This is a genomic window from Ruegeria sp. HKCCD7221, assembly GCF_013031225.1.
GTDB lineage: Bacteria > Pseudomonadota > Alphaproteobacteria > Rhodobacterales > Rhodobacteraceae > Ruegeria.
The window spans coordinates 1-12,622 of the sequence record NZ_WPZE01000004.1 but is presented as its reverse complement, the minus strand read 5'-3'; the positions used below and the strand labels follow the sequence as shown (position 1 = coordinate 12,622).

Annotated in this window: 16 protein-coding genes; 3 read left to right on the top strand and 13 right to left on the bottom strand. The window is 58.9% G+C overall.

The genetic code is table 11. The features are described 5' to 3' along the window. Positions 1-30: 30 nt before the first annotated feature. On the top strand, positions 31-714 hold the full coding sequence (locus GOX73_RS11185) for a DUF1045 domain-containing protein (RefSeq protein ID WP_171125865.1): 684 nt from the start codon (positions 31-33) through the stop codon (positions 712-714). On the opposite strand, the gene phnN is transcribed toward GOX73_RS11185, so the two are convergent. From phnN to phnG, 7 genes are read right to left on the bottom strand one after another with little or no spacing between them, the layout of a single operon-like run. Then, positions 696-1,244 carry a phosphonate metabolism protein/1,5-bisphosphokinase (PRPP-forming) PhnN gene (phnN, locus tag GOX73_RS11180; protein WP_171125867.1) on the bottom strand — a complete coding sequence of 183 codons (549 nt, stop codon included), beginning with the start codon at positions 1,242-1,244 and terminating at the stop codon, positions 696-698. The two genes, GOX73_RS11185 and phnN, sit on opposite strands and share 19 nt — an antisense overlap. After that, positions 1,241-1,924: a phosphonate C-P lyase system protein PhnL gene (gene phnL, locus GOX73_RS11175; RefSeq protein WP_171125869.1), complete on the bottom strand. Its 684-nt coding sequence runs from the start codon at positions 1,922-1,924 to the stop codon at positions 1,241-1,243. The genes phnN and phnL overlap by 4 nt, the downstream gene beginning before the upstream one ends. Positions 1,925-1,936: 12 nt before the next feature. Continuing rightward, on the bottom strand, positions 1,937-2,707 hold the full coding sequence (gene phnK, locus GOX73_RS11170; RefSeq protein ID WP_171125871.1) for a phosphonate C-P lyase system protein PhnK: 771 nt from the start codon (positions 2,705-2,707) through the stop codon (positions 1,937-1,939). Continuing rightward, on the bottom strand, positions 2,704-3,564 hold the full coding sequence (locus GOX73_RS11165) for an alpha-D-ribose 1-methylphosphonate 5-phosphate C-P-lyase PhnJ (RefSeq protein WP_171121732.1): 861 nt from the start codon (positions 3,562-3,564) through the stop codon (positions 2,704-2,706). Before GOX73_RS11165 ends, phnK begins: the two co-directional genes overlap by 4 nt. After that, positions 3,561-4,652 carry a carbon-phosphorus lyase complex subunit PhnI gene (locus GOX73_RS11160; protein ID WP_171125873.1) on the bottom strand — a complete coding sequence of 364 codons (1,092 nt, stop codon included), beginning with the start codon at positions 4,650-4,652 and terminating at the stop codon, positions 3,561-3,563. Before GOX73_RS11160 ends, GOX73_RS11165 begins: the two co-directional genes overlap by 4 nt. Before the next feature lie 3 nt (positions 4,653-4,655). After that, on the bottom strand, positions 4,656-5,231 hold the full coding sequence (phnH, locus tag GOX73_RS11155) for a phosphonate C-P lyase system protein PhnH (RefSeq protein WP_171125875.1): 576 nt from the start codon (positions 5,229-5,231) through the stop codon (positions 4,656-4,658). After that, positions 5,231-5,677, bottom strand: a complete 447-nt coding sequence (gene phnG / locus GOX73_RS11150; protein WP_171121729.1) for a phosphonate C-P lyase system protein PhnG — start codon at positions 5,675-5,677, stop codon at positions 5,231-5,233. The genes phnH and phnG overlap by 1 nt, the downstream gene beginning before the upstream one ends. Positions 5,678-5,792: 115 nt before the next feature. Between phnG and phnF the strand changes: the two genes are divergently transcribed. Further along, a complete protein-coding gene (phnF, locus tag GOX73_RS11145) occupies positions 5,793-6,503 on the top strand; it encodes a phosphonate metabolism transcriptional regulator PhnF (RefSeq protein ID WP_171134897.1) in 711 nt (236 codons plus the stop codon). A gap of 51 nt (positions 6,504-6,554) precedes the next feature. Here phnF and GOX73_RS11140 read toward each other — a convergent pair whose 3' ends face one another. The 5 genes from GOX73_RS11140 to phnC all read right to left on the bottom strand — a co-directional run bounded on the left by GOX73_RS11140 (position 6,555) and on the right by phnC (position 11,299). After that, complete coding sequence (locus GOX73_RS11140) at positions 6,555-7,184, bottom strand: chloramphenicol acetyltransferase (RefSeq protein WP_171125879.1); 630 nt, start codon at positions 7,182-7,184, stop codon at positions 6,555-6,557. A gap of 26 nt (positions 7,185-7,210) precedes the next feature. Then, positions 7,211-8,566, bottom strand: a complete 1,356-nt coding sequence (phnE, locus tag GOX73_RS11135) for a phosphonate ABC transporter, permease protein PhnE (RefSeq protein ID WP_171125881.1) — start codon at positions 8,564-8,566, stop codon at positions 7,211-7,213. Then, positions 8,563-9,444 carry a phosphonate ABC transporter, permease protein PhnE gene (gene phnE, locus GOX73_RS11130; protein WP_171125883.1) on the bottom strand — a complete coding sequence of 294 codons (882 nt, stop codon included), beginning with the start codon at positions 9,442-9,444 and terminating at the stop codon, positions 8,563-8,565. Before phnE (GOX73_RS11130) ends, phnE (GOX73_RS11135) begins: the two co-directional genes overlap by 4 nt. A gap of 68 nt (positions 9,445-9,512) precedes the next feature. Then, positions 9,513-10,415 carry a phosphonate ABC transporter substrate-binding protein gene (gene phnD / locus GOX73_RS11125; RefSeq protein WP_171125885.1) on the bottom strand — a complete coding sequence of 301 codons (903 nt, stop codon included), beginning with the start codon at positions 10,413-10,415 and terminating at the stop codon, positions 9,513-9,515. Between the two features lie 62 nt (positions 10,416-10,477). Beyond that, positions 10,478-11,299 (bottom strand): phosphonate ABC transporter ATP-binding protein, encoded by an 822-nt coding sequence (gene phnC / locus GOX73_RS11120; protein WP_171125887.1) that lies wholly within the window; start codon positions 11,297-11,299, stop codon positions 10,478-10,480. 166 nt (positions 11,300-11,465) lie between these two features. Between phnC and rpe the strand changes: the two genes are divergently transcribed. Continuing rightward, positions 11,466-12,152, top strand: coding sequence for a ribulose-phosphate 3-epimerase (rpe, locus tag GOX73_RS11115; RefSeq protein WP_171125889.1), 687 nt, complete (start codon positions 11,466-11,468; stop codon positions 12,150-12,152). A gap of 109 nt (positions 12,153-12,261) precedes the next feature. Here the strand turns inward: rpe and GOX73_RS20645 are convergent. Next, positions 12,262-12,622, bottom strand: a 361-nt coding sequence (locus GOX73_RS20645) for a hypothetical protein (RefSeq protein ID WP_217351009.1), incomplete at its 5' end; no start/stop codon positions are given.

The following is a 12,622-nucleotide window of genomic DNA, read 5'->3' as shown; positions in this document are numbered from 1 at the left end:
TATTGGGAAGGCCACGCATAGGAGGCCAATGTGACATTCACGCGATACGCAATCTATTTTGCGCCCCCGGCCGAGGCCGGTTGGACAAAATTTGCGACCCAATGGCTGGGTTGGGACATGGAGACCGGACAGGCCGTGGCCCATCCGGACATCGCCGGGGTTGACGTTTCCTCGGTGACTGAGGTTCCGCGAAAATACGGGCTGCATGCGACGATGAAGCCTCCATTCCGACTGGCGGTCGGGCAGTCGTTTGACGGTCTGCACGCGGCCTGTGCTGAATTTGCGACCACACGCGCGCCTGTGGTTCAGGACGGGCTTGAGATCGCACGTCTTGGCCGGTTTCTGGCTCTTCGCCCTGTCGGAGACACCACCGACCTGAATGCTCTGGCCGCTGGCTGTGTTCGGGAACTGGACGCATTTCGCGCACCAGCGCCCCAATCCGAACTTGACCGCCGGCGCGGCGCAGGTCTGATCCCGGAACAAGAGGCCAATCTCGTGCAATGGGGCTATCCCTACGTGATGGAGGCATTCCGCTTTCACATCACACTCAGCGGGCGTCTGGACAAACCTACGCTGTCCAAGGTGCAGAATACGCTGGAAGACCGGCTTGCGCCCTTGCTGCCAAACCCGTTTAAGATCAAGGATCTGGCCCTTGTGGGCGAGGCTGAGGATGGACGCTTTCACATGATCCATCGTTACGTCCTTTCCGGTTGAATACGGTCCAGAATGGTATCAATCGTCTGATCCAACGGGCCGGAATTATCGACCTCAAAGACCTTCACCAGGCCTTCGGGCAAATTGGTTTCCGCACGCGCCAGACGCCGTTCTTGTTCGGCTGCGCTTTCACGCCCACGGCTTGCTAGTCGTTGGGCAAGAACCTCGGGGTCGGCGGTCAGCGAGATTACGATCAGATCGCCGAACACCTCCTGCGCCCGAAGCAAGACAGCGCGCGACAGGTTCACAAGTACCGCATCAACGGTTTGTCTGAAGGTCTCGATCGAACGCGGGACGCCATAATTCAGCCCATGTGCCGACCAGTGCAAAATAAACGCATCGTCGGCCACCATGTGTTGAAAGTCATCTTCAGCGACCCGGTCAAAATCTTCGCCCTCTTCGCCCTTTGGCCGGGTAATCACGCGCCGCACTCTTAGAATTCCAGGCGAACGCGCAACCAGTGCCTCCATCACGCTGTCCTTGCCCACCCCGGACGGGCCGACAACCGCTATGACCGGGGCGCGGGTCATGCGGCCTTTCCCGGTGTGAACCCTGACACGTCGATTTCCCGATCACACACACGGTTTCGCGCTTCGACATCGTGGAAAATACCGACAATGGCAGCGCCGCGCTCTTTGGCCTCTTCGATCAGGGACAATACTGTCTCACGGTTCTGCGCGTCCAGCGAGGCGGTCGGCTCGTCCAGCAACATCGCGGGATAGGTGTGCGCAAAGCCGCGCGCAATGTTCACGCGCTGCTGTTCACCGCCTGAAAACGTCGTTGGGCTAAGCTGCCAAAGCCGTTCTGGAATGTTCAACCGGGCCAGCAATGCGGCCGCCCGATCCAGCGCCGCTTGCTTTTCGGTTCCGATTGCAAGCAACGGTTCCGCCACCACCTCAAGCGTTGGGACGCGCGGAACAACCCTGAGGAACTGGCTGACATATCCCAGCGTATCGCGCCGAAGCGCCAAGATCTGGCGCGGCTCGGCCTGCGCCACATCCAGCCCGCCGACCAGAACCTGCCCGGATGCAGCCAAATAGTTACCGTAGATCACCCGCATCAGGGTCGACTTGCCCGCGCCGGAAGCCCCCGTCAGCGCGACGCATTCTCCGGGCGAGACACTAAGCGTCGCGCCCTCCATCACCGGAATGACTGCGCTGCCCTGATTGTGCAGGGTAAAACTTTTGTTCACACCGATCAGTTCAATCATTGCCCTATCCCTTCAAACCTGCAGCACGCTTGAAACAAGCAACTGCGTGTAGGCATGTTGCGGATCGTCCAGAACCTGATCGGTCAATCCTGCCTCGACCACGTGGCCGTCCTTCATCACCATCAGCCGGTCCGCCAGCAACCGCACCACGGCCAGATCATGAGTGACGATGATGGCGCTCAGCCCCATCTCGCGGACCAGACCACGCAACAAGTCCAGCAGCCGGGCCTGCACCGACACGTCCAGCCCACCCGTCGGTTCGTCCATGAACACCAGCCGGGGACCGGTCACCAGATTGCGCGCGATTTGCAACCGCTGTTGCATCCCGCCTGAAAATGCCGTCGGGCGGTCATCCACCCGACTTCCGTCAATCTCGACACGGCCCAGCCAATCAATCGCCCGGTCGCGGATCTGCCCATAGTGACGGTCGCCGACGGCCATCAGGCGATCGCCAATATTGCCGCCAGCGCTGACGGACATGCGCAGCCCGTCGCGTGCATGCTGATGAACAAAGGCCCAGTCCGTCCGGCCCAGCATCCGTCGTTCAGGTTCCGACATGGTCACCGTATCCACAGGCCCGTCCGCGCGTGTGTCAAAAACAACCTGTCCTGCGTCAGGCTCCAGATGACCGGCCAGACAATTCAGCAACGTCGATTTGCCCGAACCGCTTTCACCGACGATCCCCATGACCTCGCCCGGGTAAAGATCGAAGCTGACGCCCGAACATCCGATCCGGGTTCCGTATCGTTTCTCGACGTCTTTGACTTGTAGCAGAGGGGTCATGCTGCAACCTCCTTGGTCATGCGACCTGTGTGGCCCGCTTCACGTCGGGAGCGGCAGTAATCGGTGTCAGAGCAGACAAACATTCGGCTGCCCGCATCATCGGTGATAACCTCGTCCAGATAACTGTCTTCGGCCCCGCACAGATCGCAGGGGTGGTCGGCTTTCGTGGCCTCAAAGGGGTAATCCTCAAAATCCAGAGACACGACCTTGGTGTGTGGCGGTACGGCATAGATACGCTGTTCGCGCCCGGCCCCGAACAGTTGGATCGCGTCCATCTCAAGCTTGGGGTTGTCGAATTTCGGGATCGGAGATGGATCCATCACATACCGCCCCGACACCTTCACCGGATAGGCGTATGAGGTTGAAATCGCCCCATGCTGGCTGATGTCCTCGTACAGTTTCACATGCATCAGCCCATATTCTTCAAGGCTGTGCATCTTGCGGGTCTCGGTCTCGCGCGGCTCCAAAAAACGCAGCGGTTCGGGGATCGGCACCTGATAGACAAGGATCTGATCCTCGCGCAGCTTGGCCTCGGGGATGCGGTGGCGAGTTTGGATGACACTCGCCTTTTCGGTTTCCTCGGTGGTTTCGACGCCTGCCGTGTTCTCAAAGAACTTGCGGATCGAAACGGCATTCGTGGTGTCATCCGCGCCTTGGTCGATCACCTTGAACGTATCATCCGGGGTCAGAGTCGCGGCCGACACCTGCACCCCACCCGTACCCCAGCCATAGGGCATCGGCATTTCACGGCTGGCGAAAGGCACCTGATAACCGGGCACAGCCAACCCTTTGAGGATGGCACGGCGGATCATGCGCTTGGTCTGTTCGTCCAGATAGGCAAAGTTGTATTCACTCATTCCGCTGCCTCCTTCGGCGTGATGCGCTGTTCGGCTTCGCGACGCAGTTTTCGGACCAGCTCCAACTCGGACTGGAAATCCACGTAATGCGGCAGCTTGATATGTTCGAGGAACCCTGTGGCCTGAATGTTGTCGGCGTGGCTCAGGACAAACTCCTCATCCTGCGCCGGGGCGCCGAGGTTGTCTTCGCCCAACTCTTCCCAGCGCAGGGCGCGGTCGACCAAAGCCATCGCGATGGACTTGCGCTCGGACTGACCAAAGACCAGGCCATAGCCCCGGGTGAACTGAGGCGGTTCAGTTTTTGAGCCTTTGAACTGGTTGACCGTTTCGCATTCGGTCAGTTCAACCTCACCAATGTCGATGGCGAATCCCAGTTCCGGGATGTCCATCTCAACCGTGACCTTGCCGATGCGCAATTCCCCGACAAACGCATGGTTGCGGGCGTATCCGCGCTGGGTCGAGTATGCCATGCCCAAAACGAAGCCTTCATCACCACGCGTCAGGGATTGAAGCCGCAGCGGACGGTTGGACGGAAATTCCATCGGTTGCCGGGTCAAATCGTCAGGGGTTTCATCGTTTTCGGGCTCATCCTGAATGATCCCCTCACCTTGCAGAAATTCCGTAATATGCGGCGTCAGTTCATCGCGCGGAGCGCCCTTCGGCGCGTCGGGAACTTCCCCCTCGGCCGCCAGTTTGAAATCCAGCAAACGGTGTGTGTAATCGAAGGTCGGCCCAAGAACCTGTCCGCCCGGCGCATCCTTGAAGGTGGCCGAGACTCGTCTGTCGCACGCCATCGCACCCGTGGCCACCGGAATTGAATACCCAAACCGAGGCAGAGTTGTTCGGTACGCGCGGATCAGGAATATCGCCTCGATCAGATCGCCCCGCGCCTGCTTGATCGCCAAGGCCGCCAGATCGGGGTCGAACAGAGACCCCTCGGCCATGACCCGGTTCACGGCCAAGGAAAGCTGCTCGCGAATTTGAGCGATGCTCAACTCGGCCACATCCGTTGACCCCCGGCGTTCCTCGGCCAGCCAGGAATGAGCATTTTCGATGGCCTTTTCACCACCTTTGACTGCAACATACATCGCCTAACCCTCCGACCGAATTGTCGTGCTGCGCGGCAAGGCAGCAACCTTGCTACCGCAGGTGAAAAAGAAATCGCAGCCCAGAGGAAACAAAGACGAATTGGCCTGCAAAGCCGGGATATCCGGCAGGGACAAACGCGCTACATCCCTGATTCCCGGGCCACTGAGTGTTGCGCCTGCGTTGACCAATTCGGCGCATTCAACGATCAGGGTCGCGGACCGGTCCGGATATTCGGCCGTTCCAGTCCGATAGATCGTCAGCGACCCAAGATCCTGCCACGTCCCCACGGCAAAATCCGCCTCGTCTGCGCCCGTGACTGGAGCGCCCGTGTGAAAGGTCAGCCACTGGCGCACTGCGGGTGTATCGGCTGACCCGGCCAGGTGAACGTTGGTCTCAGGATCGCAAAGCGTCAGCAACAGCGTACCTGCGGCGACAGACAGCGGCTTGGGCGGCAGCCCACCGGTCAGTGATCGTATCTCGCCCGGTCGGGCCATCGCAGTCATCGCGGCCCGAAACGCGTGTGCGGCCTGAATCGGCGCGTCACTGAAACCGCCTGAGAACTGGGATTGCGTCGCCATCAATCCTCTCCCCGAACCAGAGTAAAGAACTCTACCTTTGTGGCGGCAGCCTTTGCCGCGCGGCTGGTTTTTGCGGCTTGCATCATTTCGGCCAGAGGCTCGATCACCTGTGATCGGACTTTTTCTGCAATGTCGGTCTGCATCAGCGCATCAATCAGCGCTGCCACCTCAGCCTTTGATTTTGAACGGCCCTGCACATATCCATGACCGACTGTCCCGTCATCCAAAGCCAGCGAACAGCGCGTGACGGTCATTTCCCCAAGGTTAAACGCCGCGCCGGTTCCGCCAGTGCGCCCCCGCACCATGACCCCGCCCACTTCGGGTCGACGAAGCCACTCAAAATCGGGGCGCAGGTCGAACTCGCCCCATTTCGCAATCAGCGCCTCGGACGGCACACGGGCCAGAAGGCCCATCCATTCCTTGCGCGCGATATCTTCTGTTTTCATCTGAACCACCATCAAACCCTCTTGGCCGGGTTGTCTATGCGTACTATACAACTAGACAAATAATACACTCCGCCGGGGCGACTCGCAATCCGGGGAACTGTGAAGATTTGGTGACATGAGAAAAACTCCGGTCTGGAAAAGCATCGCATTAAGCCTGACATCGGACATCGCCGAAGGGCGGTACAAAACCGGTGACCAACTTCCGACCGAGGCGCAGTTGGCCTCGCAGCATGGCGTCAACAGGCATACCGTTCGGCGCGCATTGTCGGACCTGTCCGATCAGGGATTGGTGCATTCCAGACGCGGCGCAGGCGTGTTCGTGACCGCGCGTCCAACGGATTACCCAATCGGAAAACGCGTGCGGTATCACCAGAGCATATCGGCCAGCGGCAAGATCCCCGGAAAGAAGATACTGACACTCACCACCCGAACAGCAGACAACTCCGAAGCCGAGGCGTTGCAGCTTGAGCCGGGCGCGACAGTTCATGTCTACGATGGTCTTTCATTGGCTGACGGCCAGCCGATTGGCCTGTTTCAAAGTGTATTTCCAGCCGACCGCCTGCCCAATATCCTTGTGGCCCTGTCCGAGACGCAATCGGTGACAAAAGCCCTGCAAGTGTGCGGCGTTCAGGATTACACCCGCGTCTCAACCCGCCTGACGGCGCGGGCTGCGACGGCCACACAAGCCCTGCACCTCCGCCTGACCGAGGGCGCACCGGTTCTGTATTCCACAGGCATTAACGCCGACACAAACGGCGTGCCCGTGGAATATGGCCGGACGGTGTTCGCGGGCGACCGCGTGACGCTGACATTGAACGACGACTGAGTTGAAATCTGTACCTCCCTTCAATGACCGTAGCGGCCAAGATCGGCGGTATCAGCAGGCGGGAACGCTTTCATATTTATCTAAAAACGCCTCGGCCCCCAGCGCGCGAAAATCCGGCAGCGCTGCGCGAAGACGCGCATTGTCCCAGTCCCACCAAGCAAGGTTCATCATCCGCTCGGCCACGGCCTCGGGGTACCGGCGTCGGATCGGTTGTGCCGTAACGCCACCGACGATAGTATAGGGCGCGACGTCTTTGGTAACGATCGCACCCGATGCGACGACTGCGCCGTGACCAATGGTAACTTCGGGCTTGATGATTGCCGCGTGTCCAATCCAAGTATCATGCCCGATCGTCGTGACCCGGCTTGCGCGACGGGCAAACCATTGGGCGTCGTCCGCGGCATCATCCCAATAATCAGCCGACCGATAGAGAAAATGGTGCAGCGATGCTTTCTCCATCGGGTGATCCGTTGCCCCAATCCGGGTAAAGCTGGCTATATTGGCAAATTTCCCGATCTCGGCATTGGCAATGTCACAAGTTCGATCACAATACGAGTAATCCCCGACCACGGAATTCGCGACCCGCGTCCCTGCTCCGATCTCAACATACGCGCCAAATGCACTGTTCGAGATCGTGCAACCGGGGTGAATGAAAGGTTGATCCGAACGAAGACGCGCCATCTTTTGATCCCTCTGCCTGTGCCAGTTCAGCCTGCTTTGACGGGTTTTGCCTTCTTACGTTTGGGCGAAGTTTCCCCCTGGATCAGACGCCTGCGCAACCAACCCGAGAACCAATCCATCAGCATAACCATCAGGATGATCAGAACGATGTAATAAGCGACCTCTTCCCAGTCCTTTTGCGTGATAATCGCTTGGGTCAGCAGCAACCCGATCCCGCCACCTGTGATGGCACCGATCACGGTCGCGCTGCGGGTGTTGGATTCAAGGAAGTACAACAACTGACTGAGCAAAACGGGCGTCACCTGCGGGATCACGCCAAACCTATACCGTTGCGGCGCGTTGGCACCTGTAGATTGGACACCCTCGATCTGCTTCTGATCGACGTTTTCCAGCGCTTCCGAGAAGATTTTGCCGAAGGTTCCTGTATCAGTCACTAGAATGGCCAGCGCACCTGTCAGCGGTCCGGGACCAAAAGCGCGCGCCAGCACGACGGTCCAGATCAAGGCATCTACGCCACGAACAAAGTCGAACACGCGGCGGGTCAGAAACCGAACCGACCTCAGCGGGTTGAAGTTGCGCGTTGCAAGGAAAGCCAGCGGCAGCGCGACCATGCCTGCACCCAGCGTACCAAGGAAGGCCATCAGAATCGTCTCGAATATGGCCCATGCCAAGTCCTGATGCCGCCACATCTTGTTGGTCCAGAAATCGTTCAGGATCGCCCTCGCCTCACCATTCGCGGCCAGCCCAACCAGTTGCGGGAAGGATTTACCGTAATAGGGGCTGTCGAGAGTAAAGAAGAACAGCTCCCATCCGGTGAAGTAGCGGAAGACTTCGGACCGGTTCCGCGTCACCGTCAGCCGCCCCGCATCCGTCGTGATCGCCATCCTGTTTTTCGAGATGTTGATCCAGTCCGGCACATCGCCAGCAGGTAGTTCGGCCTGTACACCTGCTGCACGCGTGGGTGTGGCACGGACAGTGCCGTATCCGGGGATATCGTATTCGACGGTCTCGGGGCCGAACCGCACGACGTGACCGTCCTCCAGATCAATCACCGTGGTTTCGCCCAGCGTGACCCAATCTGGCGCTTCGCCCACGGGATAGGCACCCTTGCGCTCGCCTTCGATAGCGGCAGAAATTTCTCCGGTGCGGTTATCGCGCTCGATATGGGTTTTGTAGCTATAGCTGTCGGCCACCAACGTCTTGCCGTTTTCCCAATTCGCACGCTCGGCCAGACCGGGCACGTCGAAAGCGAAGAACACATAGATCAGATAAGCCAGCACCAGCGACGGCAGACCGAAATTCACAAGACGTTTGCGGCTGAACAGATGGTAAGCTTCGGCCTTCAGCTCATCAATGGTCAGATTTGTGGCGAAGGTGCTCATGCCCGCGCTCCTTTCTCGGATCCGTGGGTCAGGCGATCACGCAGATAACCCGAGATTTGGTCGACGACAACGATGGTGACAAACAGCAACAGGAAGATCGCGGCAGCCTCATCATAGCGCCCCTGCCCCCATGACATCGAATTGCGCAGCTCGTACCCCAGACCACCCGCGCCGACGAAGCCCAGAATGGCCGAGGCGCGGATGTTGATCTCGAACCGCAGCAAGGCATAGCTGACATAGTTCGGTCCCACCTGAGGGATCACACCCAGATACATCCGCTGTGACCAGTTGGCCCCGACCGAATGCAGCCCCTCGACCGGCTTCAACGATGCGTTCTCGTTCACCTCGGAAAACAGCTTACCCAGCGCTCCTGCCGTATGGATTGCAATGGCGATCATCGCTGGCACCGGACCGCCGCCCAGAATAAAGATCAGGACCAGCGCGATCACAATCTCAGGAATTGCGCGGCAAATATCGGCAATACGCCGGAACAGCGGGATTAGCGCAGGCCAGAGCGCCATACCCCGCGTAGACATTAGCGCCAGAAAAGTTCCCGCGATGGTGCCAATCAACGTGGACGCAGCAGCAATGTTGATCGTCTCAACCAGCGCCGGGAAGAATTTGACCAAGTTGGCGGGCAGCGCGTCGATCTTGTCCCAGGCCTCGGACAGAACTTCGGCGGGGTAGTCAAAGATGCGGTGCCAGCCGTCCACAAAGCTGCCTGCGTTGCGGTCATCGGCGGTGCGAAACCCTGCAGCCATCAACGCCACGAATACGATCAGAAGGATACCACCATAGACCCGCTTGCGTCGCGTCATCTCGGAATAGTCGGCCCGGATCTGGTCGACGGTTGGGGACCCTGCGGTCAGGTCTGTCATGGAATGCTCCTGAGTGGGAAACGGGGCCCGGTTTCGACACCGGACCCCGGTCTTTGGGGTATGCAGGCTTAGTTGGACTTCAGCTTGCGTGCTTCGATGATGATCTCATACGCCTCGTGGGTGATCGGCTCGAACGCCTTTGCTTCACCCGCGGCAACGCCATAGAAACACTCGCGGTCTTTCTCGGCCAGACCCGCCATCAGAGCAGTCATTTTCTCTTTTACATCCGCAGGCAGGGCGGTGCGCAGCACAACCGGGCCTTCGGGGATCGGCGTGGATTTCCAAATCTGGACCATGTCGTTCATGTCAACCAGACCGGCATCAACAGCACGGCGCAGCGCGCCCGACTTATAGCCGTCTTCCCAATCGCCCAGCCCGTCAGCCCAGGTCACGCCGCCATCAACATCGCCGTTGTTTACGGCAACGATGGTCTGCTCATGGCCGCCGGTGAATTTCACCTCACCAAAATAGTCGCCCGAGTCCATGGTCGCGCCAGTGGCGGCAGGGATTTCGATGGACGGGATCAGGTAGCCCGAGGTCGAGTTCGGATCGCCAAAGCCGAAGGTCTTGCCCTTCATGTCGTCCAACGAGGTGATGCCGCTGTCATTGCGGGCAAATCCGATCGAGTAGTAGCCATAGCCGCCGTCGGTGTTGACCTTGACCAGAACCGGCTCAACCGCTTCGGGGTCGGATAGATAGGTTTTCGCATAGCCCGAGGCACCCAGCCACGCCATGTCGATGGTGCCGCCCAGCAGACCCTGGATCACGCCGTCATAATCGGCAGGCGCAAACAGCTTGGTTTCTACACCCAGCGCTTCTTCGGTGTATTCGCGCAGGCATTCGTTGTTGTTCAAACGGTCCTGAGCGTTTTCACCGCCCAGAATGCCGATGCGGAATTCGTTTATATCCGCAGCCATGGCTGGGGCGGCGATCGCAGTTGTCGCAACAAGGGCAGCAATCAGTTTTTTCATCTGTCTCTCTCCGGTTTGATGTGCCGGCCTTTCATCGGCCGGTCGATGAAAGGGGGATCGGCTCAGACGGTTGCTTCCGCTTCCATCAGGGCCTTTTGAGTCGCATCCAGCGTCTCGATCTCGGTCGATGTCGCCTCTTCCGAGAAGCTGGCATCGGCTCCGTAAATCTCACGCGCGACACCGGTTGTCAGTTGTTCGGGCAGGCCGTCGAAAACGATACGCCCGTCGCGCATTCCGACGACGCGGTCGCAATAGCGGCGTGCGGTGTCCAGTGTGTGCAGGTTGGCGATGACTGTCCGGCCGTCCTCTTCATGGATGCGGCGCAACGCCTGCATGACGACCTGAGCGTTCATCGGGTCAAGTGAGGCGATCGGTTCATCTGCCAGAATGATGCTTGGGTCCTGCATCAAGGCGCGCGCAATGGCGACACGTTGTTGCTGACCGCCCGACAACGCCTCGGCCCGTTTGGGCGCGTGTTCGGCAATGCCCAGACGATCCAGAATGTCGATAGCGCGGTGGATGTCCCCCATCGGGAACAGGTTGAACATGGTGGCCAGCGTGGAATGACGGTTCAGCGTGCCATGCAGAACGTTTGACACCACGTCCATGCGCGGCACCAGATTGAACTGCTGAAAAATCATCGCGCAATCGGCTTGCCACGCGCGCTTTTCGCGACCTTTCAGTTTGGTTACATCGCGGCCTTCAAAAATGATCTCTCCGTCGCTGGCGTCTGTCAGGCGGTTGATCATGCGCAAGAGGGTCGACTTACCTGCGCCCGAGCGCCCAATGATGCCGATCATGCACGGCTTGTCGACGTCCAGCGAAGCAGCATCCACAGCCGTATTTTCGCCAAAGCGTTTCGTCAGTTTTTCTATTCGCAGCACGAGCCACCCCCAAATGTGTTGGCGGCTAGCTAAAGGCGGTGTTCAACGGCTATGTGTCGATTGGGTGAAAGTTTTGTAACGCAGCGCTCGCTGTTGTTGGCCCTACCCTTCCCCGCATATCGCAGGTATATGCGGGCCGACTCTTTATCCTGACACGAGGCCAAACATGTCCTTTGACCGCAGCATCAAAATCGCTCCGTCGATTCTGTCCGCCGACTTTGCCAATTTCGGCGCCGAGATTCAGGCGATCGAAGCACAGGGCGCAGATTGGGTCCATGTTGACGTGATGGATGGCCATTTCGTGCCAAACCTGACCTTTGGCCCCCCCGCCGTCAAAGCGTTTCGTCCTCATGTAAAAACGGTGATGGACGTGCACCTGATGATCACGCCTGTAGATCCGTATATTGACGCCTATGCAGATGCCGGTGCAGACATCCTGACAGCCCATGTCGAAGCTGGCCCGCACACGCACCGCACGTTGCAGGCCATTCGCGCCGCTGGCATGAAAGCTGGCGTTGCCCTCAATCCCGGCACCCCGGCCGAAGCGGTCGAGCATCTGCTGGACCTGACTGATCTTGTTTGCGTCATGACAGTGAACCCCGGATTCGGCGGCCAGAAATTCATCGACCTGACCGAAAAGGTGCGCCGCCTGCGTCAGATGATCGGTGACCGCCCTATCCATATTGAGATTGACGGCGGTGTGGACCCGAACACAGCCCCTCTGGTCGCGGCTGCGGGCGCGGACGTGCTGGTTGCGGGATCTGCTGTCTTCAAAGGCGGCTCGGTTTCACAACCGGACGTTTATGGGGACAACATCCAGGCTGTTCGTGCAGCGGCAAAAGCTGCGATTTGATTTGCATACCATGGCCCAGCGGAAACGCTGGGCCATTGCGCCAGACGCACAGCGGATATGACCGGGCGGGGCTAGCTGGCAAATACACGGGTGCGTAGATTGTACTGGTTCAATCAAAACGCAACGAAACGCTCTTATGCCCAAATCCACCGTTTACCGCCCGCATGACCTTAGCCCTGCCGCATTGTGGCAACTGCTGAGTCGTCGCCTCCGTTCCAACCTGCGCAGACTGTCTGAAACCAGATCGGCAATCCGCAGAATCCGCGCCTATTGGCTGATGAGTGATGCCGAACTGCGCGCGCGCAGTCTTAAACGCGAAGATATCGTTCGGTTGGTATTGGCTGGCGTAATCTAAGCCGATCAGAGGGTTGTTGCCTGTAAAGGCAAGTTTATACACCCACGACACAATCCAAGTAAAAAGGCCGCCCTGTTTGGAGCGGCCTTCTTTAGTTTTATCGATGCGCCGGGCT

Excerpts from the sequence above, each read along its gene's own strand:
- phnN (WP_171125867.1), bottom strand. The coding sequence starts at position 1,244 with ATGACCCGCGCCCCGGTCATAGCGGTTGTCGGCCCGTCCGGGGTGGGC.
- phnL (WP_171125869.1), bottom strand. The coding sequence starts at position 1,924 with ATGATTGAACTGATCGGTGTGAACAAAAGTTTTACCCTGCACAATCAG.
- phnK (WP_171125871.1), bottom strand. The coding sequence starts at position 2,707 with ATGACCCCTCTGCTACAAGTCAAAGACGTCGAGAAACGATACGGAACC.
- GOX73_RS11165 (WP_171121732.1), bottom strand. The coding sequence starts at position 3,564 with ATGAGTGAATACAACTTTGCCTATCTGGACGAACAGACCAAGCGCATG.
- GOX73_RS11160 (WP_171125873.1), bottom strand. The coding sequence starts at position 4,652 with ATGTATGTTGCAGTCAAAGGTGGTGAAAAGGCCATCGAAAATGCTCAT.
- phnH (WP_171125875.1), bottom strand. The coding sequence starts at position 5,231 with ATGGCGACGCAATCCCAGTTCTCAGGCGGTTTCAGTGACGCGCCGATT.
- phnG (WP_171121729.1), bottom strand. The coding sequence starts at position 5,677 with ATGAAAACAGAAGATATCGCGCGCAAGGAATGGATGGGCCTTCTGGCC.
- phnF (WP_171134897.1), top strand. The coding sequence starts at position 5,793 with ATGAGAAAAACTCCGGTCTGGAAAAGCATCGCATTAAGCCTGACATCG.
- GOX73_RS11140 (WP_171125879.1), bottom strand. The coding sequence starts at position 7,184 with ATGGCGCGTCTTCGTTCGGATCAACCTTTCATTCACCCCGGTTGCACG.
- phnE (WP_171125881.1), bottom strand. The coding sequence starts at position 8,566 with ATGAGCACCTTCGCCACAAATCTGACCATTGATGAGCTGAAGGCCGAA.
- phnE (WP_171125883.1), bottom strand. The coding sequence starts at position 9,444 with ATGACAGACCTGACCGCAGGGTCCCCAACCGTCGACCAGATCCGGGCC.
- phnD (WP_171125885.1), bottom strand. The coding sequence starts at position 10,415 with ATGAAAAAACTGATTGCTGCCCTTGTTGCGACAACTGCGATCGCCGCC.
- rpe (WP_171125889.1), top strand. The coding sequence starts at position 11,466 with ATGTCCTTTGACCGCAGCATCAAAATCGCTCCGTCGATTCTGTCCGCC.